The 23,419-nt window shown below is 62.2% G+C and carries 25 protein-coding genes and 2 pseudogenes; 14 read left to right on the top strand and 13 right to left on the bottom strand.

Annotated features, from left to right (window positions below; translation table 11 throughout):
* Positions 1-533 precede the first annotated feature (533 nt).
* Together JO236_RS04945 and JO236_RS04940 are read right to left on the bottom strand one after the other, a co-directional pair.
* Positions 534-1,472, bottom strand: coding sequence for a fumarylacetoacetate hydrolase family protein (locus tag JO236_RS04945; RefSeq protein WP_293325570.1), 939 nt, complete (start codon positions 1,470-1,472; stop codon positions 534-536).
* A gap of 100 nt (positions 1,473-1,572) precedes the next feature.
* A complete protein-coding gene (locus JO236_RS04940) occupies positions 1,573-2,976 on the bottom strand; it encodes an acyltransferase family protein (protein WP_293325599.1) in 1,404 nt (467 codons plus the stop codon).
* 69 nt (positions 2,977-3,045) lie between these two features.
* Here JO236_RS04940 and JO236_RS04935 point away from each other — a divergent pair, with 69 nt between their 5' ends.
* Complete coding sequence (locus JO236_RS04935) at positions 3,046-4,017, top strand: aldo/keto reductase (protein WP_293325567.1); 972 nt, start codon at positions 3,046-3,048, stop codon at positions 4,015-4,017.
* Positions 4,018-4,101: 84 nt separating this feature from the next.
* Here JO236_RS04935 and JO236_RS04930 read toward each other — a convergent pair whose 3' ends face one another.
* Entirely contained in the window at positions 4,102-4,845 is a 744-nt protein-coding gene (locus tag JO236_RS04930) for an acyl-[acyl-carrier-protein] thioesterase (protein WP_293325565.1), read from the bottom strand.
* Positions 4,830-6,230, bottom strand: coding sequence for an NAD(P)-binding protein (locus JO236_RS04925; RefSeq protein ID WP_293325563.1), 1,401 nt, complete (start codon positions 6,228-6,230; stop codon positions 4,830-4,832). Before JO236_RS04925 ends, JO236_RS04930 begins: the two co-directional genes overlap by 16 nt.
* A 626-nt stretch (positions 6,231-6,856) precedes the next feature.
* On the opposite strand from JO236_RS04925, the gene JO236_RS04920 reads away from it, so the two are divergent.
* From JO236_RS04920 to JO236_RS04885, 8 genes are all read left to right on the top strand, one after another.
* On the top strand, positions 6,857-7,894 hold the full coding sequence (locus tag JO236_RS04920) for a DUF2510 domain-containing protein (RefSeq protein ID WP_293325561.1): 1,038 nt from the start codon (positions 6,857-6,859) through the stop codon (positions 7,892-7,894).
* Between the two features lie 97 nt (positions 7,895-7,991).
* Positions 7,992-8,150, top strand: coding sequence for a hypothetical protein (locus tag JO236_RS04915; protein ID WP_293325558.1), 159 nt, complete (start codon positions 7,992-7,994; stop codon positions 8,148-8,150).
* Between the two features lie 659 nt (positions 8,151-8,809).
* Positions 8,810-9,043 (top strand): AbrB/MazE/SpoVT family DNA-binding domain-containing protein, encoded by a 234-nt coding sequence (locus JO236_RS04910; RefSeq protein WP_293325555.1) that lies wholly within the window; start codon positions 8,810-8,812, stop codon positions 9,041-9,043.
* Positions 9,027-9,461 carry a type II toxin-antitoxin system VapC family toxin gene (locus JO236_RS04905; RefSeq protein ID WP_293325553.1) on the top strand — a complete coding sequence of 145 codons (435 nt, stop codon included), beginning with the start codon at positions 9,027-9,029 and terminating at the stop codon, positions 9,459-9,461. Before JO236_RS04910 ends, JO236_RS04905 begins: the two co-directional genes overlap by 17 nt.
* Before the next feature lie 397 nt (positions 9,462-9,858).
* Entirely contained in the window at positions 9,859-10,107 is a 249-nt protein-coding gene (locus JO236_RS04900; protein ID WP_293325550.1) for a ribbon-helix-helix protein, CopG family, read from the top strand.
* Positions 10,101-10,445, top strand: a complete 345-nt coding sequence (locus JO236_RS04895; protein WP_293325547.1) for a type II toxin-antitoxin system PemK/MazF family toxin — start codon at positions 10,101-10,103, stop codon at positions 10,443-10,445. Before JO236_RS04900 ends, JO236_RS04895 begins: the two co-directional genes overlap by 7 nt.
* A gap of 276 nt (positions 10,446-10,721) precedes the next feature.
* Positions 10,722-11,003 carry a type II toxin-antitoxin system Phd/YefM family antitoxin gene (locus JO236_RS04890; RefSeq protein WP_293325544.1) on the top strand — a complete coding sequence of 94 codons (282 nt, stop codon included), beginning with the start codon at positions 10,722-10,724 and terminating at the stop codon, positions 11,001-11,003.
* A gap of 7 nt (positions 11,004-11,010) precedes the next feature.
* Complete coding sequence (locus tag JO236_RS04885; RefSeq protein WP_293325541.1) at positions 11,011-11,295, top strand: type II toxin-antitoxin system RelE family toxin; 285 nt, start codon at positions 11,011-11,013, stop codon at positions 11,293-11,295.
* A gap of 712 nt (positions 11,296-12,007) precedes the next feature.
* Here the strand turns inward: JO236_RS04885 and JO236_RS04880 are convergent.
* Positions 12,008-12,775: a hypothetical protein gene (locus JO236_RS04880; protein ID WP_293325539.1), complete on the bottom strand. Its 768-nt coding sequence runs from the start codon at positions 12,773-12,775 to the stop codon at positions 12,008-12,010.
* A gap of 336 nt (positions 12,776-13,111) precedes the next feature.
* Between JO236_RS04880 and JO236_RS04875 the strand changes: the two genes are divergently transcribed.
* The 3 genes and pseudogenes from JO236_RS04875 (at position 13,112) to JO236_RS04865 (ending at position 16,464) form a co-directional block, all read left to right on the top strand.
* Entirely contained in the window at positions 13,112-13,858 is a 747-nt protein-coding gene (locus JO236_RS04875; RefSeq protein WP_293325537.1) for a GIY-YIG nuclease family protein, read from the top strand.
* A gap of 1,619 nt (positions 13,859-15,477) precedes the next feature.
* Positions 15,478-16,044 (top strand): annotated as a pseudogene (locus tag JO236_RS04870) (DUF6338 family protein); the annotation flags it as partial.
* A gap of 153 nt (positions 16,045-16,197) precedes the next feature.
* Positions 16,198-16,464, top strand: coding sequence for a DUF2631 domain-containing protein (locus JO236_RS04865; protein ID WP_293325597.1), 267 nt, complete (start codon positions 16,198-16,200; stop codon positions 16,462-16,464).
* Between the two features lie 603 nt (positions 16,465-17,067).
* On the opposite strand, the gene JO236_RS04860 is transcribed toward JO236_RS04865, so the two are convergent.
* From JO236_RS04860 to JO236_RS04835, 6 genes are all read right to left on the bottom strand, one after another.
* Positions 17,068-17,418 (bottom strand): type II toxin-antitoxin system PemK/MazF family toxin, encoded by a 351-nt coding sequence (locus JO236_RS04860; protein WP_293325534.1) that lies wholly within the window; start codon positions 17,416-17,418, stop codon positions 17,068-17,070.
* Complete coding sequence (locus JO236_RS04855; RefSeq protein WP_047314067.1) at positions 17,400-17,633, bottom strand: hypothetical protein; 234 nt, start codon at positions 17,631-17,633, stop codon at positions 17,400-17,402. The genes JO236_RS04860 and JO236_RS04855 overlap by 19 nt, the downstream gene beginning before the upstream one ends.
* A gap of 501 nt (positions 17,634-18,134) precedes the next feature.
* Complete coding sequence (locus JO236_RS04850) at positions 18,135-18,878, bottom strand: class I SAM-dependent methyltransferase (RefSeq protein ID WP_293325525.1); 744 nt, start codon at positions 18,876-18,878, stop codon at positions 18,135-18,137.
* 22 nt (positions 18,879-18,900) lie between these two features.
* A complete protein-coding gene (locus JO236_RS04845; protein WP_293325522.1) occupies positions 18,901-19,650 on the bottom strand; it encodes a glutamine amidotransferase-related protein in 750 nt (249 codons plus the stop codon).
* 124 nt (positions 19,651-19,774) lie between these two features.
* Positions 19,775-20,086 carry a type II toxin-antitoxin system PemK/MazF family toxin gene (locus tag JO236_RS04840; RefSeq protein ID WP_293325519.1) on the bottom strand — a complete coding sequence of 104 codons (312 nt, stop codon included), beginning with the start codon at positions 20,084-20,086 and terminating at the stop codon, positions 19,775-19,777.
* Complete coding sequence (locus JO236_RS04835) at positions 20,076-20,309, bottom strand: hypothetical protein (RefSeq protein ID WP_293325517.1); 234 nt, start codon at positions 20,307-20,309, stop codon at positions 20,076-20,078. The genes JO236_RS04840 and JO236_RS04835 overlap by 11 nt, the downstream gene beginning before the upstream one ends.
* 126 nt (positions 20,310-20,435) lie before the next feature.
* Between JO236_RS04835 and JO236_RS04830 the strand changes: the two genes are divergently transcribed.
* Complete coding sequence (locus JO236_RS04830) at positions 20,436-20,870, top strand: nitroreductase/quinone reductase family protein (RefSeq protein ID WP_293325515.1); 435 nt, start codon at positions 20,436-20,438, stop codon at positions 20,868-20,870.
* A 135-nt stretch (positions 20,871-21,005) separates the two neighbouring features.
* On the opposite strand, the gene JO236_RS04825 is transcribed toward JO236_RS04830, so the two are convergent.
* Positions 21,006-21,434, bottom strand: coding sequence for a cellulose-binding domain-containing protein (locus JO236_RS04825; RefSeq protein WP_293325512.1), 429 nt, complete (start codon positions 21,432-21,434; stop codon positions 21,006-21,008).
* 287 nt (positions 21,435-21,721) lie between these two features.
* Between JO236_RS04825 and fxlM the strand changes: the two genes are divergently transcribed.
* Complete coding sequence (gene fxlM, locus JO236_RS04820) at positions 21,722-22,948, top strand: methyltransferase, FxLD system (protein WP_293325509.1); 1,227 nt, start codon at positions 21,722-21,724, stop codon at positions 22,946-22,948.
* Between the two features lie 180 nt (positions 22,949-23,128).
* On the opposite strand, the pseudogene JO236_RS04815 reads toward fxlM, so the two are convergent.
* Positions 23,129-23,419, bottom strand: a pseudogene (locus JO236_RS04815) (dihydrofolate reductase family protein); the annotation flags it as partial.

Raw genomic sequence — 23,419 nt, 5'->3', positions numbered from 1 at the left:
TAGCTAAGCCCACCTGGCATTGGGCAACATCACTTCCGAGACGGTTCGGCGTTGGTACATCGGGTGCCGCCATCTAACCGGCGCCCAAGGATTTGAAAAGGATGCATCGAGGTGTTGCCTGCAACTTCGAGGTTGTCGGCCACGAGCGCCGACCCAGGGCAAGGGATGCCAGCTATCGCACTCCGACCCCCGGGACACATCACCCAGAAAGGTTTTCCCGATGCTAGGTTTTGTCGTAGCTGAGATGGTCGTGATCGGCGCCGCAATAGGCTTGGCGAGCCACTACCTTCGCCGGTTCCCCAACGCGAGGATCGCTTTCCTTGCGCTCATCGCAGCGCTTTGCGTCGTGGCCGTCGTGCTAAGCGTTACCACCCACGCGCCGCTGTGGCTCGCTGTGGTCGATGGCGTACTCGCCATAGGCACGACGACCCGGGCCGGCTATCTGTGGACCAAGAATCGCGCGGCTGGCGCGTCATAGCAGGATCTGGTGGCCGACGCGAACGAACCCGGGACATGCTGGACGTTGTTCTCGCTCACGCGTAGCGGACGACGGTGCGTTGGGTGCCCAGATCGATGGCTCCGTCGTCGGTTGCCACCGATGCTTCCACCACGTCGCCGCTCCGCAGATACTTCGGGTTGGCCGCCTGGCGCCTGAAGAACACCTTCCATTTGATCGCCGGCGGCAAGAGGTTGCCGATGATCTCGACCGGTTTCGGCGGGGCACTGAGTGCGGTGCCGATCGGAGTGCCGGTGAGGATGAGATCGCCCGGCGCGAGTTCCTGGAATTGGGTGAGCGACTGCAGTGCCTCCAACGGCCGGTAGAGCATGTCGCCTTCGACGAGCGCGTTCTGCCGCTCCGTGCCATTGACACTCAGGCGCAGTCGCAGGTCACCAAACCGCTTCAGCTCCTCGGCTTCCAACAGCACCAGCACGGGCCCCACCGGGGTGAAGGTGGGATAGGACTTGGCCTCGTAGAACTGGGTTTGCGGCAGCTGGATGTCGCGCGCCGACACGTCGTTGGCGACGACCAGGCCGGCGATGAAATCTGCCAGGTTCGCGTCGGAAATGCTTGTGCCGACAGGGATTGCGCGCCCGATCACCAACGCGATCTCCACCTCGTAGTCGAGCAGGCTGACGTGGCTGGGCTTGACGATATCGTCGTATGGACCGCTGATCGATGCGGACGCTTTGCGAAAGAAGGTCAGCGGAATCGACGTCGGATCCGTGCCCGCGTCCTTGACGTGCGACTCAAAGTTGGTCATCTGCGCCACCACTCGGCACGGTCTGGTGACTGGCGAGACCGGCTTCAGCGTGTCGATCGCGACGGTGTCGGTACTACGGGACGCGCCTTCGATCGCGGCGCGGTCGGCCAGCAGCCCACCGGTCGTGGTGGCGGCTGTCGCGATCTTCGCGGCTCCGTTGACAGTCTTCAGCCACCAGGCGTCGCCCGTGTGCAGAATGGAAAGGGTCATCTGGTAGGCACTTTCAGTAAGCCGATCAGGCGGTTGGCATCGAATTCGTTACTTCGGCGGAGCGCGGAAATCATCGAAACCAGTTCGTGGCGAGCCGATTTCAAGTCGGCGCGGCGCGTCTGTCAGCGCCCGCTGCCTGACCCGTTCGCCTCGGGGCAGCCGGATTCCGCCGCGTGACGAATGCCCGCATTGCCGGCGGCTCCCGTGTCGGCGGATCAGAAGTGGGCCGAAGCGCCACCAGGACCAGCCCGGCGACGAACAGCGCCGCACTCAGCCAGGACAAACGCCCGTCCGGCGCGAAGCCGGCATAGGCGAAAAGGTGTAGGCCGGACGCGGCCAACACGGCGCCGGCCAGCATGGCGACCTCGCCCCAGCGATCCATGACAGGTATGCCGAACGAGGGCAGCGGTGCCGCGAAAAGCCGCCGCTGCCACCACAACACCGCCAATTCGGCCGCCGTCACCACGCCAAGGATGCAGACCCACTCCAGCCGTCCCAGCCACCAGTGCGCTGTTCCCTCGGCCGGTTGCGGCAACAGTCCAGCCGGATACCCGACGATCGCCACGATCACGACCGGAATCATGTGCCACAGGTACAGGGCCATCACGTTGGCGTTGGCCGTGGCCAACACGCGGCGCACCCAGCCGGCGCGCAGCAGCCGGTTGAGCACCGGAGCGGCGGCCACCGCGAGTCCGGCCTGCGTGCATCCAAACGCCAGCATCGCCCCCGTCGGCGGCGCGGTGTTGTCCACCGTTTGGCCGGGAACGCCGATCATGCTGACCGGATAACGGCCCAGCCAGATCAACAACGTCAGCACGGCCACCGACCCCACAGCGAGCAGCATGGCCCTGCGGCCACTTAATTGCCCTGCACGCCAGGCGATTCCGAGCTGGTACAGCAGCCCCCAGCAGAGCAGATAGTTCAGCATGCCCAGATACGGCAGGTGGCCCGCGTGAGACGCCGCGTCGACCACCGCAACCGCCACCGCGAGTGCCGCGGGCACCCTAAGGCCCCACCGGCGTTGTGCCGCCACCGCAACGGGCGTCAGCGATACCACCAACAGGTACACGGCGAGGAACCACAGGTGCATGGCGACCGCCCAGCCGCCGTACTCCAGCACCTCGCCGGGCGCTCCGCCGAACTGAAGCGCCACCACCACTACGGACACCAGCGCGACGTAGACCGCGGTGGGTCCGAGCACCCGGGCCAGTCGATGCCGAAGCCAGGCCTGACGCGAGAAGCCTCCGGTGCCGCGCCGATGGGTCCAGGACACCGCGCCTGCATATCCGGCAACCAGGAAAAACACCGGAACTGCCTGGAAGATCCAGGTCAGCCATTGCGTCCAGGGCTGGTCGACGAGCGGGTTTTGCCGACCGAACTGACCGTCGTGGTAGGTTACCGCGCCGGCCAGCCAGTGACCCAGCACGATGAGGATCACGCCCGAGACGCGGTAGAAGTCGACCGCGCGATCCCGGGCGGGAGCGGCGGTGTCTACCCGGGGCAGCTCCACTAGCGCGAGGGTACCCGGCTACGGTCTGGCATAGATCGACCCAACGAGAACAGGAGATGCGCCTTGAAGCACGCACGCCTCGCCGACCTCGAAGTCGGACGCCTGGGTTTGGGCGCGATGGGCATGTCGGTGGCCTACGCCGGGGCCGGCACTGACGACGCCGAATCCATTCGCATTATTCATCACGCCATCGACCTCGGTGTCACCCTGATCGACACCGCGGAGGTCTACGGTCCGTACGTCAACGAGGAACTGGTGGCGCGCGCACTGCGCGGCCGACGGGATGAGGTCGTCCTGGCCACCAAGTTCGGCCTGATTTCCCACACCGGCCGAGACGGTCTGGACAGCAGCCCCGCCAATATCCGTGTCGCCGTTGACGGTTCGCTGCGTAGGCTGGCGACCGATCACATCGACCTCTACTTCCAACACCGCCTCGACCGGGGCACCCCCATCGAGGACACTGTCGGGGAGCTGGCCGAACTGGTCGCTGCCGGGAAGATCCGTCACATCGGTCTGTCGGAAGTCGGCGTGAACACCATTCATCGCGCCCACGCGGTGCACCCCATAACGGCCGTCCAATCCGAATACTCGTTGTGGACCCGCGACCAGGAGGACGCGATATTGCCACTGCTGCGCGAGCTGGGAATCGGATTCGTTGCGTACTCGCCGCTCGGGCGTGGCTTCCTGACCGGGTCCATCCGCTCCACGGAGGGGCTTCCCGACAGCGACTACCGCAAGACCAACCCTCGTTTCTTCGACGAGAACTTCCAGCACAACCTGCGCAGCGCCGACGAGCTGCGCGACATCAGCGTCGATATCGGAGCCACTCCGGCGCAGGTCGCACTGGCTTGGTTGCTGGCCAAGGGGCCCGACATCGTCCCCATTCCGGGAACCAAACGCGTTGCGCGCCTTGAGGAAAACGTCGCCGCCGATACCATCGAGCTCACCGCCGAGCAGCTCGCCCGACTTGACGCGCTCACCCCGCCGGTCGGCGGCCACCACGCTGAGGCTCAGATGCCCTGGATCGACCGCTGATCGCCGCTACTTTTCACCGCCGAGCGTGCGCGTCTGTACACCGACACGCCGTTGCGGGTGTGCAACTGTGCACGCTCGCGCCGGTTAGATTTTGCGCACCATCGCGGCCGCGCGAACGTCGTCGCCGACGACGAACTGCATGCGCACGGCGCTGTCGTGCTGGCCGGAACGGATGGTCACCCGTTCACCGAACTTGATCGGGCTGCGATACTCGAGCACGGCGCGGTAGGGCGGCGCGATCCCGGACGCATGGAGTATCTCGTGCACCCCATGCCAGTAGATGGTGTTATTCACATGCTCGAACGGGTCAATATCCGTGCGGCGCAGTGGGAATGGCGTTTCGGCGCCATCCGCGACCGGTTCGGTGAGCCAGGTGCGCCACTTGAGGCGGTGGTTGTCAGTGGTGCTGCCAAAACGTGCGATGCATTCGTCGACCAGGCGAGAGGGTGTCAGCGTGTCCTTGTTCACGCAGATCCAGAAGCCTTCGGTCTCGATCCGGCCGCCTTCGGATCCTTCGAGCTGAACACGCATCGAGCACCACCTGGTGGAAAGCGCTGCGCACCAACGGCGAAAGGTTATATCGCTGGGTAATTCGATGGGCTCGAGGACGTCGATCACCGTGCGCAGGACGATCCAGTGGGGATGGACTTCCGCCAGCCCGGCATCGGCGAGATGCTCGGCGCCCACCTCCTGGATGTAGCGCGCGACACCGTCAAGGCGGAGCGTCATGTGCTCGTCGATGTCGAACGTGCCCAAGCGCCAACTCGTTTGATAGACGTATCCCGATCCGGGCAGCTCAACAAGCGGCGCGTCTACGTCGCCGAGCACGGACTCTCCTTCATCAGCACTTCCAGTTGCTCACTGGCGGTGTTCAATCGCGACCGGAACATCGAAACCACCCGGTCGCGCACCCGCGGCTTGTGGGACAACGGTGGTAGCAACTCGGCCAGCAGGTTCAACCGCGCGGAACTCAACCAGTCGGTCAGGTCGGCGTCATCGAGCCAGCGTTGAAAATTGCGGAGATCGGAGTGCGTCAGTCGCATCCAGTCCAGATCGGAGTCCGGGTGTGGAATCGGCTCGCAGAGTTCGTTTTTCACCGCGTCCGCGGCGTAGGCGACCTCCACGTGAGCGATGAACGCGGCGCTGAACACCTGTTGGCACCCGCGGACCGCCTGCAGGGTGAGGTGATTGGCGTCGAAAATCGGTGTGGCTGACCGTTGGGGTGCTCCGTCGGCGGTGCAGTCGATATAGATCGCCGAGCGTGCGGACGGAATCGATCCGGCGTCGAGCACAATCGTCGCGGGTTCGATGCGCTGGACGTGACCCATCCTGACGATGTCCTCGATCCGGCGCAATTGCTCGAGTTCGGCGTGCGACACCGTCGCGCACCGATACATGGTCGGGTGTACCGCGGGATCAAGGCGCAACAACGTTCCGGCCGCCTCCAGGCGGTTGAACAGGTCCTCGGCCGAAGTCGCGGCGCCGATGGCCTCGATAGTGGACACGTAGCCTTCCCGGAACTGTTTGATGAACGTAGGCCCGGGTTGCAGCGTCGCCCGGTCGATCAACCAGGAATCGCGCGGCATGATCCACGTCAACCTATCGGGGGAGATGCCGTTTCGTAGTAGCCACAAACAGACGTCCATGCCGGATTTGCCGGCACCGACGATCACGTACCGGTCCCGCGTGGTGAACTTCGGCAGGTCGTTCGGAGTGACGCAGTCGCGGCCGGGTGTGACGACGTAAGGCGCAGGTCGCATCGAGGGTACGACCGCACGCAGGTAGGTGGCGTCGACGATGCGCCGATTGACGGTGACGGCGTACTCGGTGCCCCCCAACGTTCGGAAGCGCCCGTCGCCGAGATACTCGCTCATCGGGAAGTACTCGACCCGCCCTGTGGGGAGGAACTGTTGCTGCATCACGGCGTCGAAGTAGGCGCACACCTCGCCGACAGTGGCAAGCTCGTTCAACCCTTTGTTCCAGCCAACACTGTCGATGGTGTTGTTGCCCAATGTTCTTGAATTGACACCGTAATAGGCCGACGGCTGGTGCAACCGCACGAACGGGTACGCCGTGGTCCAGTGCCCACCGGGTTGATACGCACGGTCGACGATAACTACGCGTGCCTCGGACTCGGTGATGAGGGTGTCGGTGAACGCCATGCCCATGGCGCCGGCGCCTACCACAAGGTAGTCGGCCTCGATGGCTTCCATAGGCTCTCCTTCGAGCGGAGGAGGATATCAGCGTTCCAGCGGAATCGTAGCGGTGATCGCGGTGCCGAGCGCCGCCACCGCGCACGAGCGCTTCTGCGGATGCAAACATTTACCAGGACAACGCGTTCGGTAGGCAACCAAGGTCCACTATGCGGCCGGAGAGGCGAACAATCGCGAGCCGATTGCCCTGGGCTTTTATCCGTCGCTGTAATGCGTCCACACATCGTTACCTCTGGCAGATCCGAAACACTGGCCTGTGTCGGAGACATCACCCGATGTGCCCGCCTTTGCGCGACAACGTCATTCGCGGTTCGGCGCCACCGAAAACGGTCGCTCTGAGCCGGGCACATCGGGTGCTGGCGCACAGACACGTGTGATCATTGATCATCGCTGATTTGAGCCAAGTCGGATATTCGGTAGGCCGAAAAGGCCTCCACGTGTCTAGACCACGTCCACGGCCAATGTGAAACCTCCGGGACCTGCGATTCAGCAGCGCCCGACGTCAGAGCCTGCGGGTCACCTACCTGTCGGGCGACCCAAGACGATCAGTATTTGTCCGGTTTTGGGAGGCGCGCGCTATTGTTCGTTGCACGGGTGCGGTTTCAGCCGACCGGGAGGATCTGCCGATGACGATGCCCAACCAGCCCGGCTGGTACGACGACCCGCAGGACCCCAACGCGCAGCGCTACTGGGACGGCCAAGACTGGACACCGCACCGTCAGCGCAAGCAGGCTTCGTATTTGGCGCGACCGCCTGCCACGCCCGTGCCGCCGCATCCGCCGTCGCCTAGGCCGCCGCCTCCGCCGAGTGACGCACCGACGCAGATCGCGCAGCTGCCGCCGACACTGCCGCCCGCGCCGGAGCAACAGGCTCGCCCGCCTGCGCCGCCGATCGGTGCCGCGCCGACGCAGATCGCGCAGCTGCCGCCAAGCCTGCCGCCCGCGCCGGCGCAGCAGGCTTGGCCGCCGCCCTCGTCTCCGAATTCGCCTGCGCCGGAACCACAGTCTTGGTCGCCGCCCCCGGCCCCGATGCCGCCCGCACAGGGACAGGCATCGTGGCCGCCGCCCCCGTCTCCCCAACCGGGGCCCTATGGCGGTCAACCGACGTCGGACGGTCTCGCGACGGCAATCGGCGCCTTCAAGCAACCCTCACCGGCGGCGTGGGTTCTGATCGGCAGCATGGTTCTCGCGACCATCAGCCTGTTTCTCCCGTGGGAGAACGTCACCCAGACGGTCAGCGTGCTCGGTACGCCGGTCTACTCCGGAAGGGCGCAGGGCGGGATCAGCACTGGCGGAAAATTTGCCCTTCTTGTCCCGATCATCGCGGCGACCGCGCTGGCCTGGCCCATTTTTGCAAGAAGGGCGGTGCCGGTCGGCTGGCTGATCGGACTATCTGCCGCGGTCGGTCTTATGTTGTTGAGCGTCCCGCTCTGGTTCCTGGTCTTCCGAGACGACGATCCCGCGAACGGCATAACGTCCTCATACGGGATCGGGTTGTACCTGTTCGCGGTAGCCGTCGTGGCCATGACCGTGGGCGTAGTTTTGGTCTGGATCCAGCGACCAAAGACGGCGGGCAGTCCCCATCCGCCAGGCACCCCGTACCCTCCACCAGCTAGTCCTTACCCTCCTCCCACCAATCCTTACCCACCAACCAGTCCCTACTGAGTTGAGCTTCGGCACGCCACGCGAGTCTGACTGCGGCGCAACCCAATTCGGCAGGTCGGTGGTATCGCCGACCCGGGCGCGAGAGAGAGGTCGAGCGGTGGATGACGTGACATTCGGGCGTTACCGGCTGCGGTCGCTGATAGGCGAGGGCGGCATAGGCAAGGTCTACGAGCCCACGACACCGACGAGCACTGCCGGCAACGTCGTCGTCACCGACACGGGCAACAACCGAGTGGTCAAACTGGCGGCGGGATGAGCCTTCGGTATAGGCCGAGCCTATGTATTGGGGACTAGCGTTTCAGCAGGTAGCTTTCAATATGCATACCATCCACTGTTCAAGAAAGAGGGCAAGCGCGTTGGCCATCCCCTTGACAGCCGCATCGACACTGGTGGTTGCAGCGTGTGCGCTGCCGTTCGCAGCGACGGCTCATAGCGAAATCGGTACCGCCCCCGTACCAGACTCTCCCTGTAATCTGCCAACCGCGTCTAGCCTGATCGTCTGGCACCACACACCGGGAGCGCAGGACAGTGCCAATTTCGTCGGTGAGTCTGACCTGTACAACTGCAGACCGACGCTCGATACGTGGCGTGCCGCCCAGCCGACCGGGCCCGGTTACTGTTCGAAGATCGCGTGGTATTCCGACAACCCCAGCTATATCCCCGGCATTACGCCCGCCGCTCCGTTGAAGAAGGTCATCGATCAAGTAGGCGACTGCTAACTGTTGGTCGACAGCACGGGATCCGCTGACGGGCGAGTGTCGCGCACGCGGGGGACTGACGCCTGGGTGAAGTAGCGCAAATTGCAAGTTTTAGCTGGGCTTACCCGCGGCTGGTAAACAGCATGATCATTAGGTGCGAGTTATTCGCGAGGCAGGGCCGAGAATTTCTCTACCACTAAAATGGTATTATAGTGGTATGCGTACTACCATAGACAAAGCTGGGCGCGTGGTGATCCCAAAGACGCTCCGCGACCAGTCGGGCATCACCCCGGGGGAGGTGGAGGTCTTCCTCGACGGATCCGGCATCCGCATCGAAAGCGTCGCGGCGGACGAGCTCGTCGAAGAGGATGGGCTTCTCTTGCTACCGAGTGGTGGGCCAGAACTTGACGCCGACGCGCTCAGGGAGTTGCGGCTTGCCGACCAACGCTGAACATGTGCTCGTCGACACCAGCGCGGCACTTGCACTGGCCCAGCGGGAGAACCCGTTTCACCACGCAGCTAAGACCAGACTGTGGTCATGCCGACGGGGGATGTCCGGGCATGCCGCGGTCGAGCTTCTCTCCGTTCTCACGCGACTTCGGCCGCCACACCGCCTTAGTCCGGCTGCGGCATTTCGTCTAGAAAAGACAAACTTCCCCGAGTCTCGCTTCCTGTCGGCGACGGAAACAAGGAATCTGTTGCGGGAGTTTGCTCAAGCAGGGTTGGCTGGCGGCGCGCTCTACGACGGTCTCGTCGGTGCGGCTGCCCGCCAGCACAAGCTCGTGCTCATCACGTGCGACCGACGGGCCGAACCGACGTATCGCTTACTCGGTGTCAACTACGAGCTGCTGTCGCCTATTTCACGCTGACCAATCAACTCCGTTTTCAACGAGAAGATGGATTCAGTGACGAATGCAATGGAAGCAGTTGCGTACTAGGCGAAATTCAGCTCCGAAACGTCACAGTGACGACTCGCCGCCGGTCCAACAGTGTATCCCGGTCTTGCACTTCGCGCTGGTGAAGGGGGGATCACGGTGCCGGAGCTGCTACGTCGTGAAGCGGCCCACTTGGCAGCTTGACCGTCGGTCGCGCAATGGCTGGCGCGGAGCGGCCGACGCCCGTCGACGGTGTCGACGGTTGGGGTGCTGGCAACTTTGGACGAGTGGCGTGGCGAGTAGCCGGATGCGGGTCGTCGATGCATCGTGCCTGTTTGAGGTCGTAGCCGACACAAGTGGCGATCCGGTTATACCAGGTTATACTCTCTCTATGAAGACAGCCATCTCCCTTCCGGATGAGACATTCGATCGGGTCGTTCAGCGTGCGAGTGACCTTGGCATGAGTCGATCCGAGTTCTTCACCCGAGCTGCGCAGCATTACCTCGACGACTTAGATGCACAATCGCTGACTGGACAGATCGATAGTGCATTAGAGCGTTTCCATGGCAATGACGAAGCCGAGGCTGCCGCGGTGGCCGTAGGGCGCCGGGTGTTGGATGCCATGGACGATGAGTGGTGATCAGCCGCGCTGATATCTATTGGGCCGATCTCGGACCGCCGTTCGGCAGCCGTCCCGCCAAGCGCCGTCCGGTGTTGGTGATCCAGTCTGATCCATACAACGCTAGTCGTCTTGCCACGGTGCTCGCCGCGGTGATCACCTCTAACACCGCGCTGGCGACGATGCCTGGCAACGTGTTCTTGCCAGCGGCCGTAACAGGGCTCCCACGTGAGTCGGTTGTCAACGTCACGGCGCTTGTCACGCTAAATAAGGTTGACCTTACCGATCGAGTCGGAGATGGCCCGCCGAGTCTGATGCGCGAGGTCGACCGTGGGCTTCGTCGCGTGCTCCACCTCTGACGGCCGACACACTCGCGTTTCACGGTGAGGCCGCGCACGCTCGCGAAGCACCAATACCTCTGCGCCACAAACTAATCCGTTAGAACTCGCGCTGGTCAACTGGTAACGGTGCGTGCGCAACAGGTGCGAGTTGCCGTTGGGGAGCGGATGCGGCCATTGGTCTCCCGGTTGTCGCCAGGTGACTCTTGGTATGGCTAGATGGACGGGGCCGGTGGTACGAGCTATAGGCCTTAATTACGGCCTGCAAACGGCCTATATTTAGGCTAACATGGCGACATGCGGATACTGCCGATTTCAAAGATGAAAGACAAGCTCAACGAGTACGTCGACGCGGTCGTCCAAACGCAGGACCAGATCACGATCACCAAGAACGGTGCGCCGGCGGCGGTGCTCATCGGCGCCGAGGAGTGGGAATCGCTCCAGGAGACGCTGTACTGGCTTTCCCAACCCGGGATCAAGGAATCGATTGCTGAGGGCGATGCCGACGTTAGTGCTGGGCGGACGTACGGCGAGGATGAGATTCGGGCCGAGTTCGGCGTGCCTCGGGGCGGCGACTAACGCAGCCGTGGGTTACACGGTTCAGTTCACAGGCACCGCGCGGCGTGACCTGCGCAAGCTGCCGCCGCGGGTGCTGTCGGCCGTGATTGAGTTCGCGTTCGGCGACCTGGCGCACGAACCGCGCCGCGTCGGCAAGCCGCTGCGGCGTGAACTGACCGGGCTGTATAGCGCTCGGCGCGGCCCGTACCGCCTGTTGTACCGGATCGACGAGGATCACTCATTGGTGCTGATTCAGCGTGTCGATCATCGCGCGGACGTTTACAGGCGCTGGCCGCAGCCTTGGGCCGGGTAAGGTCGACTAGCAATGATCTGACGAAATACGTTGTAAAGCAGCCTAACTCAATCTAGAACCGGTAACCGACGCTAGTCGATGGTGCATAGCATGCCCCAGATCCACTGACAACGCCACCATGGCGCACCATCGCTCAGTCCTGCCGTCTAGCAATCGAATTACTTTGTGCTGCAATGTAACTCGCAACAGAACTGGTAACGGTGCGTGCTCGACAGGTGCGAGTTGCCGTGGGGGACTCGGTCACGGGCTCTGCCGCACGATGAGGCGCAAGCTGGTGTCGAGGGCGTCAAGAGTAAGGAGATCTCGGTGGCGGGTTTGCCAAGCACGGTGTCGAGGTCCTGGCGGAGGCGCTCGAGTCCGGGCTCAAGGTCCTCCATGGGAAGCCGTGCCAGGCCCGAGATGCAAGCGCGCACGTCGGGTTTAAGGTAGGCGGCCGGTCGACACCAGTAGGCCGGCCCGAAGCCTTCCGAGCAATCGTGGGGGGCCAGAACGGTCTCGACGCGATCAGCGCCAATGATCTTTGCCACCTGCTCGATGGGCAATTCGGAGCTGGCTCGCGGCGGCTGGGAAGTACTCCTGCCAGAGCCAAAACATATTGTGCAGAGCCGGTTCGTAGGCAATTCACGAAGCGCTTCGGCGACCAGTTGCTGTGGTGGATAAGCAGAGGTGCGAGTTAGTCCGCCAATCTTCTCGGACACAGGGTGGCGGATGTTTAGCCTGTCGCTGGCGTGTCGAAGTGGGTGACGGGAACCACCTTCTCGCACAGCCACAGCAGACTTGTGTCATCGACTACAGCCGCCATCCCCCGCGCGCATTGATCGAGCGGCGTGTCACCGCGAACGTCGCCGTAGGGATCTGGCTGCGACATGACCGGCCGATGCACGGATACTGCCGTGAGGTTCATCCCGATGGCGTTGGTGATCGGCCCCATGCCGGCGCTGGCTGCACGCACGCCCGCCTCGTCCGGCCAGTACGGGTCCGCCAGGCTCAGGTAGACGTCGACGTGGGCGACGTGGTCTTTCTCCGGTGCCCTCATCACGGCACGGAAGGTCGACTTCTGTCGAGGGCCCCTTGAATTGCCAGGCCCAGGAGCACCCCTTATGAACGTGTTCCACTCCGCTGAAAATCGCACGACGTGGGCGGCGTGGTCATTAACCTGCCGGCCGGAGAAGTAGTAGGGCAGCGGATCGGAACCGCTGGACCAACGGCCCCCCGCCCTCGTGGCTCTGTCGACCAAGTCGCGCTTGTCCAGATCGAAGCGTAGGTGCTGCTTGCCGGGGTGGTTCGGGTCTGGGCCGTGAAGGCTGACCTTCGCCGACTGTAATCCGGGGTGTAGGCACTTGATATAGAACGAGGACGTCGACCACTCGATCAACCAGTGGAAACCCCAGAGGGAGGTGGCTTCCTCGATGAAGAAGAATTCGATCGCCTGTTGCTGCTGCATCCCAGGGTGTGCCATAGGGGGCGGTTCGTCAGCCATGATCCCTGATGGTAGGTGAAGCAAACGGCAACACGATCAATATCGGCGCCGGTATGGCCCCGCTCGGCCGCGCTACGCTCATGGGAGTCCGCCGCGCCCAGTCCTTCGTGTCGCTCGGCGACGATAGCATCATCAGCATCGAATTACGATGCAACTCGCAGTAATTCGCCGGTAACGGTGCGTGCGCGCCAGGTGTGAGTTGTTCTGGGCGGGGATCCGGTGGGGCTCGTGCCGACGTCGAGATCGGGCCGCCGCTGACTACTTTGAACGCCAAGTTGACTGCCGAGTTGGCTGAACTGTGCTATTACGGTAGGAGCAATATGCGATGATTGCCGCGTGACAGGCGACTACTCACGCGAAGAAATCATCTCGTGGATTCGGCATGTCACTGCGCAATCCGGCGGTAAACCCGTGGGCTACACGCGGTTTGCGAACCTGACTGGTATCACCCGGCGCTCGTGGTTGGGCGTCTACTGGGCGTCGTGGGGCGACGCGCTGCGCGAGGCTGGGTTTGAGCCCAACAGCCTGGTTCAGCGTCGTGACGACGACGAACTGCTTCTCGACGCAGTGGCTTTGGTCCGCCATTTCGGGAAGCTGCCCAGCGAGGAGGAGTGGCGTCTCGCCAGCCGCAATGATCCGACGTTGCCTCGCCGAACAGCACTGCGCTCATTTGGCGGCCGGAACGGGCTTGTGACCAAGTTGCGCGATCTCGCAGAATCGGAATCGGCGTATGCGGACCTGCTCGAACTGCTCCCCGCCGCGTTGTCAGACGGAGCGACTCCTGACGACGATGGCGTCACGGCGTTGCCGTTGCGGCTGACCGTCATTGGCTATGTCTATCTCATGAAGTCGGGGAAGCACTATAAGGTTGGGCGCTCAACTGACGTTGATCGGCGCAGGTCACAGCTAGGGACGATGTTGCCCGAGCCGCCGAACATTGTGCACAGGTTGGAAACCGACGATCCGGTCGGCATTGAGCGGTACTGGCACAAGCGGTTTGAAGACAAGAACGTCAGAGGTGAACTGTTCGCGCTATCAAGCGAGGACGTGGCCGCATTTAAGCGGCGCGGCCGATTCATGTAGGGAGCCCGACGCGACTGACTCGGAGGCGCTAGTTCGAGACATGCGGGATCCATGGTGATCGCAGCCGGGAACTGTCACGACTCGGTCCCTAAATCAAGACGAGTGGCAACGTATCGCGCGTAGGTCGACGCGGACGCGCGGGCGTGGGCTTCCAAGGTTTGTGGACTGTAGCCGAGTGTTTCGGCGAGGATCGCGATCGGCGTCGTTTGTGTCAGTTTCATTGAGGGTGCCTAAACGTGCTTCGAGGGCGGCGAGAATGGGCCGTAGGTAGTTGCGGAGATGCGTAGGTGCGACGTGCCTGCGGGGTGTGTAGCCGCGAAATACTTAGGGCGAGTTGCGACGTGCTGCGGTTTGGCAGTTGTAGTTGCTCGCGGCCAGTGCGCGAACGGGTTCATCGGGGTGTGGCGAGAGGTCGATAGTAACGGTGACGGTCTGTTTGGCTCGCAGGAACGCCGACTCGGTGACGGGGCCCATCGATCGGAGCTGGTTCTCCAGACTCCACCGGATGAACCGGGCGACCAGCTTTCGGTGCTCTTCGCTGGTGATGCGCTGCTGAGCCGTGACCGCCCAGGATTGGAACCTGGCCAGTCTCTCGTCACGTGACGGAATCGCTCCGTACTCGAACGAGCAGGTTGCGCATGTAGTCGGTCGTGCGGCCGGCCGGCAGCTGGTGCGTTTGGCAGCTTGGTAGCAGTAGCCGCAGACGTATCCGTCTGGGCCGTCGTGCAACGATCACGGCAGAGCCGCTCAAGGCCTACGCCGACCGATCAACGGCCGGACCTGCGTAAACATGCTAATCGTCAAGGGGTGCAAGTTCTTTCATCTAGTGCAACTCGCTACCCTTCTTTGCCGATAAGCGACATTATGTCAAGTAAACAGCGCCGTTTTCATCTGATTAATCAGGCCCGCTCCCGCCGCGCGTCGCTTACCCAGGTGGTTCGATCGAGGCAAAACGCCTGGACGGCAGCGGTTTTCCGCTGCTGACGATGCACCCTTATGCGGGGCGATGTGCATCGAAATGCGCGATGGCACCGGTGCACTCGAGTGCGTCGACCACAGGCCCGCATCACTGAACCATCGCTGAGCATCCACCTGGGTGCCGGCTGGCCCGAACGTCCCTGTCGCCCGCAGCGCCGCCATGTGCATAAGAGCTGCCACGGCACCTCCGCGCTCAAGCGGCTGCACACAATCGGAGTCCCTCGAACAGGCCCGTGCTTAGGCCGACTACCGACCACCCGTCTGTACCTCAGACTTGAATATGCGGAAAGCGAATATGCGGCTTTACCGGTAAATCACTGCAGATGCCTGTAGAGTGCTGAAACGCAACGATTCGGGCTAGCCGCAGCTTGGTGTGCTGCACCCGCCGTGTTGCAACCAAACCACCTAGATTGGATCTATACGAACATAGGGAGTTTAGGCCATGAGCCATTCAGGGCGCCATGAAGCAGACCAATCCGATCAAGGAGGCGGCGGTGGCATCACAGGTTCGGGTTCACCGGAAACGCGCTCGATTCCTAGCCCTCCTCCTCCCGCCCCAAGCCCCCCTCCCGCCGAAATTCCGGGTGTGAAGACCGAGACCGACAAAGGCGGCACGCCGATCGAGCATGCTTGAGATTTAGTTGATTCCCCAGACGATTGTTGGATTCTTTTTCTTTCTCCTGCTTGTCGCGCCGGGAGTTCGTTACGAACTACTGCGGGAGCGGAGACGACCGGCGATTAACGAGACGGCTTTCCGCGAGGCGGCAAGAGTTGCGCTGTATAGTTTCTGGTTCAGCTCTTCGGCATGCGCCATCATCGCTCTTCTCCGAATCAAATTCCGGACAGCATTATTCGATCCAGTAGCGTATCACCACGACAATAAAACGTATCTAAATACGTTCTACACAGCGACGATCTGGACAATTGTAATCGAGGTGGTGATCGCCTTCGCTCTGGTCTACATCGTCGATATATTCTTTGCAACCAAATTTCACCTGAGGGTCTTGGCTTGTCTACCGGCGCCTATACGGAAAGCTATGTTACCGACAATACAAAAGCATGGACTGTGGTGGGAGCTCTTCGAGACTAAGTTCTGGCGCGCGGAGGGCAAAGTTCCGTTATTAAGAATTCGACTTTCAGACGGATCGAGAGTTGCCGGATTTCTCGCCTCGTATACAACCTCGTATGACAAGTTGGAGAATGCCGAAATCGCTATTACAAAAGGTGAAGGCGAAGGCACCCAAATGCTCATGCTCGACAGGACAGATTCAGACGTAAACGATCCGACAATCGGCAAGGAGGCCAAACCAATTCCCGAAGACGTCGTTTGGGTTCGCGGCGGGGACATCAGCTACATCAAGGTGCAGTACGCAGACAGGGCATCAAAAAAAGTCCTAACGGCCAGCGTGGACACTGCCGAGGTGCCCTCCGCGGAGTGGGGCTGGAGCAAGCAGAGTCCACGGACCTGGTACGTCGTTGGTCTGTTCATCTCGGGGTTCCTGCTGCTGATGCTGCGAGGGAATCATGTGGGCCATGTCGAGGACTGGTTCCTGGTCGGCTTCGCGCTACTGGCCCTTGGCGTCATTATTCGGGATGCCTGGGGCCGCCACCGGGGCTCGATCAAATAGGTCGCCATCCTTCGCGTCGGCGCTCGTTGGCTTTCCGGCCTTCGAGCCCTTCCAGGGAGACGAATCTTGGAACCGCCTCGTGAAAAGCGCGCACCGGATGGCGGCCCACAATCCAGCACTGACATCTGGACAGCAAACTCAATGATGCGGGAACCCCACGTGGCGAGACAACCCAGCCATCCGCGGACCACAGACACTCCCCTGCACCTTCCAAGCGCCTGTCGCGCCTTTATGCACAGCTCCCCCGCATCACAACGTCGGGAAGAATACGGCGGAAACGAATACGGCGGGTTACCAGTAGACAACGCCGTTTTCATCTGATGAATCATCCCCCTGCCGGTGAGCGACCACATCGTGAAGAACAGCCGCATGGTGATGAATCTGCTCGACGCAACTAGGCCGAGCGCAGATCGTTGGCGACGGGGAGCACGAACTCGTCGTTAGGGCCGCCTCGGCGCTCACGGCGTGCCACGGTGGTCGATCACTGCGCCGCAAGGCGATGTTGGCCACCGCTGACGAGGCCATCTCAAACAAAGTGATGGCCACCAGCAACGAGCCGCCAAATACGTTGAGACCGAACAGGTGCTACGACGAGGCTGCGCACTACAGGTCTAGGACGAAGCGCAGTGCTTGGTCAATGGCTTGCATCTGTTCTGGACTAATCATTCCCTGGCGAGATGACAGTCGTTGGACGGAGACCACCCGCAGCTGATCGCAGCGAGCGTAGGAAGTGTGGTCCACCCCGCTGCTTGCTGGCTCGAGTTCAACGTGGCTTCGCAGGCCGTAACCAGCGGTAGTGATCGGAACGACGACCACCAGGCCGCCCGGTCCGTTGTTGAGAATGTCGACTGACACCACTACCGCCGGGCGGCGAAAGGCTGGCTCGTGTCCGACTGGTTGGCCGAGATCGACGTGATAGACCTCCCCCCGCCAGATCAAGCCAGTGCGTCCCACTCGTGACGCTCGGCCAGGTATTGCTCCCACAGTTCGGGGTCGCTGCGCAGGCGCTGGTAGTCCCCGTTGAGCCCTCGCAGGAACTCCTGCCTCTCCAAGGCGTCGATGGCTGCGTGCACGACGTCGACGACGGCGGTTTGACGAGCCTTGGCTAAGGATTGCAGCCGCTCAGAATCGGGACGGCGGACTCGGACAGTTGTGGTTTCTGCTGCCATGGAACCAGTGTAGACGAATTGTAGACACGGGGTATGGCGGATCGTCCCATGTGTTCAGCAAACGAACGCCGGCAAACCTCGAGTGCTACCGGACCCTTGCCCTCCCATCTTGGGCAGGGCGACTCCAGGGCTCTACATCCGGGCCTCCGACGATCCGCCGGCCTACCCCGGCAACGAATACGGCGGAATCGAATATGGCGGTTACCAGTAAAGCACTGCAATTGTATTGCTGCCCAACCCTTTCCGCGCCCAACAACAATTAGGTCGGTAGGGTCCAGGCAACCTTCGCGGCCATGTGAACTTAGGCCGCGACCGGACACGTACTGCTGATCGCACTGGTGCACGCACACCAAAAGCCCCGGCTAACTGTGCGTTTCGGCGAGTGTGGGTGCACACCCTGCAGGCGACCCTGTACCTGCCGCCCGGCCGCGGGCCGGTGAACGTTCCGATGTGCCCGATCTGCCTTACGCGTGTCATACACCAGCGCTGCATCCAGGATCTTCACGACCTAGCGACCAAAAGCCGGTATCCGAGGTCGAGTTCTAGCATCTGCAGCAGGTCGGCATGACGTTCTTCCCATTCCCCACTTGTCAGATCGGCTCGTAGCCTCAATAAACCTTCTTGCACTTCGCTGTCAGGTGTCATAGCAAAGAGGGACATCCCTCGTCGAACGATGTCATCGAGGTAGGCCTCGGGACGGCGCCAGTACGCTCCCCCGAAACCGTCAACGCAGTCATATGGCACGGGGACGCTGATCATTGACACGCCTTCGCGTCCGAGCAGTTCGACAAGGGTGCTGATCGGGACAGCCAAGCGCGCGTCGGTGGCGGCTGCGGCTGGGACGTATTCGTTCAGGAGCCAGAAATTTCGGATGACATCGTGGTCCCAGGTAAGGATGACGACGCGGTGGCGGGCGATGCGCAGCATCTCGGCGACGCCGGCGGCAAGTTCTGCCCAGTGGTGAACGGTGAGCACCGCCAGGGCGGCGTCGACCGCATCGGTGCGGATAGGAAGTTCTTCTGCGGTTGCCTGAACAGCCGGCGCCGACCCGGGAGGGCGCTGGTCGATCATCACTCTGCTGGGTTCGACCGCCACGACGGTCTGTGCAGGCTCATAAGAGCCAGTGCCTGCACCGATATTGGCGACCACTTCCCCGTCTCCGATGGCATGGTTGATGACGCCGGCGATGCGTGGGTCAGGTCGTCGGGTCTGCGCGTAAGTGATCCCGTTGTGGTCGTAACGCATTACCCCACTCCGATTTCTGTTATCAGTCAGCATTATTCGCAACGGCGCTCAGAAAGCCGATGATCAGGGGGTGCGGGGCATCCGGTGTGCTCGATGTCTGCGGGACGAACAATGTCGCCAGGAAGAACCGAAGATCAGGAAGTTCGACGATGCGTGGTTCGCCGTCCTGGTCAGTGCCAGAGACCACCAAGCCGGCGGCTGCCAGCGCTGGTAGGTGATCGAGGTTCAGACCGAAGTTGCAGTAATACTTCTCGGCGACAGTGTGCTGCTTGTAAAAGCGGGCAGCAGTGGTGTTCTCACGCACCTTGACAGTCATCGTCTGGCCGACCAGTGAGCAGCTCAGTGCCGTGATGAAAAGGTCCGATGCATAGGGGTCGTACTCAGCGTGCGCAGCGTCGCTGAATCCCAGCATGTTGCGTGCGTATTCGAGAACCACGTGCTGGTATCCCCCACACGTGCCCAGAAGCGGGATGTCGTGCTCACGGGCGTAGCGGATCACTTTCAGTGCGCCCGACATACTGCGGTACGGGCTTCCCGGGGCGATCCACCAACCGGCATAGCCTGCGAGGTGGTCGCCACTCATGCCCTCGGCAACATCAGTGGCGATCCATTCTAGTGCGATCGGCGGGTTGGAAGCTTTCGCGCTTTGAGCATGCTCGACGGCCGATGCGATGGCGCTGTGCGGACCGAAACTTGGCTGAAACTCGCCAACAATGCCGATCCGCCCCGGTGCCATCCAAAAATGCTGCCACACCAGCAAGTACGGACGCATCCGATTAATAGCACCGACGCTTCGAGAAGGGTCTTACACTGAACGGCACCGCCGGGTTGCCAGTAAAGTATGCCCTATTGTGTTGCACGCCAATTGGTTTCATCGATATGACGGGGTGCAGCGCTCAGAGGTCGAGGACGATGCGCAGTGCCGCATCAACGCGGCGCATTTCGTTGAAGCTGAGGAACCCGATGCTCTTGCCGAGCCGGCCCGGGTCGATCGCCGCCGCCTGCTCGGCAAGCACCCGAGTCTTGACGCCGCCGATTTCGATCTCGGGACGAAAGCTGGCAGCACGAGCCGAGGTAGACGTTGGCGTAACCAGCCAGGTCGACAGAGGCAGTCGGTCTGACTGGACGACGACGACGTAGCGGGAACCGGACTGTTCATGACCGCGGCTCCCCCGCGGGGCATGCAACTGAAAGACCTCACCACGCACGCAGCGTCTCCATATCGCGCAGCACTTGGATGGCCTCAGCGCGATCGGACTCGTCTTCGGCAAGCCGTTCCGCCTCGCCGCGAATGGCCGCGCTGGCCTTCCGTCGTGCGGCATCGATGAGAGCAGATCGAACTGCTGCGGACACAGCCGTGCCATCTTTGGTCAAAACCTCCAGCGCCTTCGCTGTGTCTTCGTCCGGCCGGAAGGTAATCGTGTCAGCCATGGCAACAGTGTACGACGCTTTGTAAGACAGTCGTCGGATCGGCGTGAGCAACGTTCGAAGAGCAGCGACAGCCGCAGGAGCGCCTTTTGCCGACCACCCCGATCGGTTTGTTGCACACTGGCCCTCATGACCACTGGGGGCGGGTTCCAGCATCGACTGGAGAAGTACGTATTCAACCCAATGTTCCGAACAGCACTGCGCCTAGGGATTGCGCCGCGCGCATTCGCGCTGCTGGAAACTACGGGCAGACGCAGTGGCAAACCGCGGATGACGCCCGTCGGCAACGGACTAGACGGCGACGTGTTCTGGCTGGTGTCCGAACACGGGACGAACGGCGCCTACGTAAAGAACTTGCTCGCGAATCCGCAAGTGCGCATAAAGATTGGCCGGCATTGGCGCACCGGGACCGCAACAGTCCTCAACGACGACGATGCGCTCAGTAGACGTCGGGACATTGACAACGCCAACGGGCTCATCGGCCGCGCAGACGGGGTCATCTTCCGCGCTTCGGTCAGTGACCCTGCGACAGTGCGGATCGACTTGCATCCGGTAATCCTGTGAGTGGCCGCCGTGCGGATTCGCCGGGCTTCCATAGCGATTGGTGTCTGTCGAGTACTTTCGTCCGCCACCAGCAAGTGCATCCGCCGGGGGGATTGGTTCGTCTCGGAGCGGGCGAGCTTTAGTGCGCAGTCGCCTCTAGGTGCAAGGATATTGCCCGTTGAGAACGCAATTGGACGGCGGCGAAAAGGAACCGGTCAGCAAGCCTCTGAGACCACCTGTAGCTGAACCACCGGGTGCAATGGTGCGATTCCAATTCGCGGGGGTGAGCACGTAGTGCGTGCCAGATTGGGTAATCGTGCTATTCCACGTGTGCGAGACGGATTCTCCCACGGGCATGTCGAATTCAAGCTTCCAATCGGTTAGCGGCACCATGCTCGAGTTGGTGATGGCGAAGCGGGCGATAAAACCGGTCTGCCACGCATGTTCCACCGACAACGTCGCCATGGCCGCGGCCGCATGAGCTACGGGAGTGATGGCGAGTCCGGGGATGGCAATTATCAATGCCGACACGGCAACGTGAAGCGCTGTGCGCCAGCGCTTCACGTAATGGTCCAGTCCGGCCATAGCAGCCAACACTAAAGCCAAACAGGCGATATCGGCCCTCGCATCGCGGGTAAGCTGCAGTACCTTTGCTCAACTGAAACCGTCACGAAATTTTAGCCTCGGGAAAGAACCGTTTATCAGGAGTTGAGCACCCAGTTGATGGTGGATCTGTCTAGAGAGCGGCAAAGTCGTTTGGGTGAACATGTTCGGAGATTAAGCGGCGCGGTCGATGACAAGTGTCCGGCACAGACCACCCGCGCTGAGTCGGCGGCGGGAGGCTGAGCTGGAGGCTGGCTACTGTGATCGGCGTGGACGCGGATCTGCAGCAGTTGCGGAATCAGCTAGTTAACGGGCTCCGAGGGTCGGGGCATGTGTCCAGCGAACGAGTGGCCGCGGCGTTCCGCACGGTCCCCAGGCACGTGTTCGTGCCTGGCATCGATCCGGAGCGCGCTTATCGGGACGAGCCACTGATTATCAAGGCTGATCCACGTGGGGTTCCGATCAGTTCCTCCTCACAACCGGCGATCATGGCCCGAATGCTCGAGCAGCTCGATGTGCGGCCGGGCCATCGTGTGTTGGAAATCGGAACGGGCAGCGGCTATAACGCCGCGCTGCTGGCCCAGCTTGTCGGCGAGGCCGGCGCTGTCATGTCGATCGACATCGACGATGACCTCATCGAGAACGCGCGCGTCCGCCTGGCCGAAAGTGGAGTTTCGCTGGTAAAGGTCGGCTGCGGTGACGGCGGCCTGGGGTGGCCCGAGCACGCCCCCTACGACCGCATCATTGCCACCGTTGGGGCGTGGGACATTCCCCCCGCGTGGGTCACCCAGCTCGCTCCCGACGGCCGGCTGGTGATGCCGCTGGACCTGCGCGGCCCGCAGCGCTCGATCGCCTGGCAGCGAGTCGGTGATTATCTGGAAAGCGTCTCGGTGGTCAGGTGTGGGTTCATCCGCTTGCGTGGCGCGTTCGCCGACCCCGAGCCGATCCGACAGATCAGTCTCCAACCCCCGGTGTTCCTCGGTGCGGCCGAACACCATGCCGTGGACGAGGACGCGCTCTGTGCGGCACTGGCCCAGCCGGGTGCCGAGGTGTCCAGCGGCCTCCACGCCACGCTCGACGAGCTATCGGATGGGCTGAGTTTGTGGCTGGCGCTGCACGAACCCGCGATGGCCTGGGTGTCGTCGATCGGCGTGGCAGCAGATCGCGCCCTGGTACTCAGGGCGTATTACGCCGCCCGGAACCCGGCCGGTCTGGGCACCGCCGTACTGGTCAGCACCGACTCACTCGCCGCGCTCGTCCGCCTCGATGACAAGCAACCCTTCGAACTCGGTGCACTACCTCTCGGCCCAGACGGTCACCACCTTGCGCAGCGCCTCGTTGAACACATCCACGATTGGGACACCCGCGGCCGCCCCTGCACCGCCGGGCTGCACGTGTCTGCCTACCCACATGGCACCGAACCCGCCGCGATCACCGACCCGGTCACCGTCATCGACAAACGCTACAACCGGTTGGCTTTGACCTGGGAAGCGTAATCGCCTCGGCGCCAGCCAATTTGAACAGGCGGAAACACAACCCAGTAACCGTTCCCGCTCGGTATGAACCATCCCGGGTTTGATGCACACCTCAATTCGTGTGACCGGTGTGCTTCCCGATCTGGTCCTGAGCGTAGTTGATCGCAAACCACCCGGTTCGCTTCCACAGAAAAACTAGGGTCATACGGCTCCCGTCTGTTGTACGCGATGCGCTGTTTCTAACTTCGATGCTTGCGTGTGATGCAGGGTAGGCCGGTAGATGAGCTCTTGGATGTGGCTGTCGAGCTTTCGGGTCTCGATTAGCTCGAGGTCGAAGTCGGCCGCGCCCTGGAGATCGCTTTATTACCGGTTTGGCCGGTGATAACAGGGAAAAGCGTCACCTGGACGCGGTCAACTAGGCCAGCGGCCATCAGCGCCCGGTTCATAGACAGACTGCCGTGCGAGCGCAACGGCACCTCGGACTCGTCCTTG

Origin of the sequence: Mycobacterium sp. (assembly GCF_019247635.1) — a bacterium.
Lineage (GTDB): Bacteria > Actinomycetota > Actinomycetes > Mycobacteriales > Mycobacteriaceae > Mycobacterium.
The sequence above is the reverse complement of the archived record's forward strand: the minus strand, read 5'-3'. Positions and strand labels throughout refer to the sequence as shown.

Excerpts from the sequence above, each read along its gene's own strand:
- JO236_RS04945 (WP_293325570.1), bottom strand. The coding sequence starts at position 1,472 with ATGACCCTTTCCATTCTGCACACGGGCGACGCCTGGTGGCTGAAGACT.
- JO236_RS04925 (WP_293325563.1), bottom strand. The coding sequence starts at position 6,230 with ATGGAAGCCATCGAGGCCGACTACCTTGTGGTAGGCGCCGGCGCCATG.
- JO236_RS04920 (WP_293325561.1), top strand. The coding sequence starts at position 6,857 with ATGACGATGCCCAACCAGCCCGGCTGGTACGACGACCCGCAGGACCCC.
- JO236_RS04910 (WP_293325555.1), top strand. The coding sequence starts at position 8,810 with ATGCGTACTACCATAGACAAAGCTGGGCGCGTGGTGATCCCAAAGACG.
- JO236_RS04900 (WP_293325550.1), top strand. The coding sequence starts at position 9,859 with ATGAAGACAGCCATCTCCCTTCCGGATGAGACATTCGATCGGGTCGTT.
- JO236_RS04890 (WP_293325544.1), top strand. The coding sequence starts at position 10,722 with ATGCGGATACTGCCGATTTCAAAGATGAAAGACAAGCTCAACGAGTAC.
- JO236_RS04880 (WP_293325539.1), bottom strand. The coding sequence starts at position 12,775 with ATGGCTGACGAACCGCCCCCTATGGCACACCCTGGGATGCAGCAGCAA.
- JO236_RS04855 (WP_047314067.1), bottom strand. The coding sequence starts at position 17,633 with ATGGCAGCAGAAACCACAACTGTCCGAGTCCGCCGTCCCGATTCTGAG.
- JO236_RS04850 (WP_293325525.1), bottom strand. The coding sequence starts at position 18,878 with ATGCGTTACGACCACAACGGGATCACTTACGCGCAGACCCGACGACCT.
- JO236_RS04845 (WP_293325522.1), bottom strand. The coding sequence starts at position 19,650 with ATGCGTCCGTACTTGCTGGTGTGGCAGCATTTTTGGATGGCACCGGGG.
- JO236_RS04835 (WP_293325517.1), bottom strand. The coding sequence starts at position 20,309 with ATGGCTGACACGATTACCTTCCGGCCGGACGAAGACACAGCGAAGGCG.
- JO236_RS04830 (WP_293325515.1), top strand. The coding sequence starts at position 20,436 with ATGACCACTGGGGGCGGGTTCCAGCATCGACTGGAGAAGTACGTATTC.
- JO236_RS04825 (WP_293325512.1), bottom strand. The coding sequence starts at position 21,434 with ATGGCCGGACTGGACCATTACGTGAAGCGCTGGCGCACAGCGCTTCAC.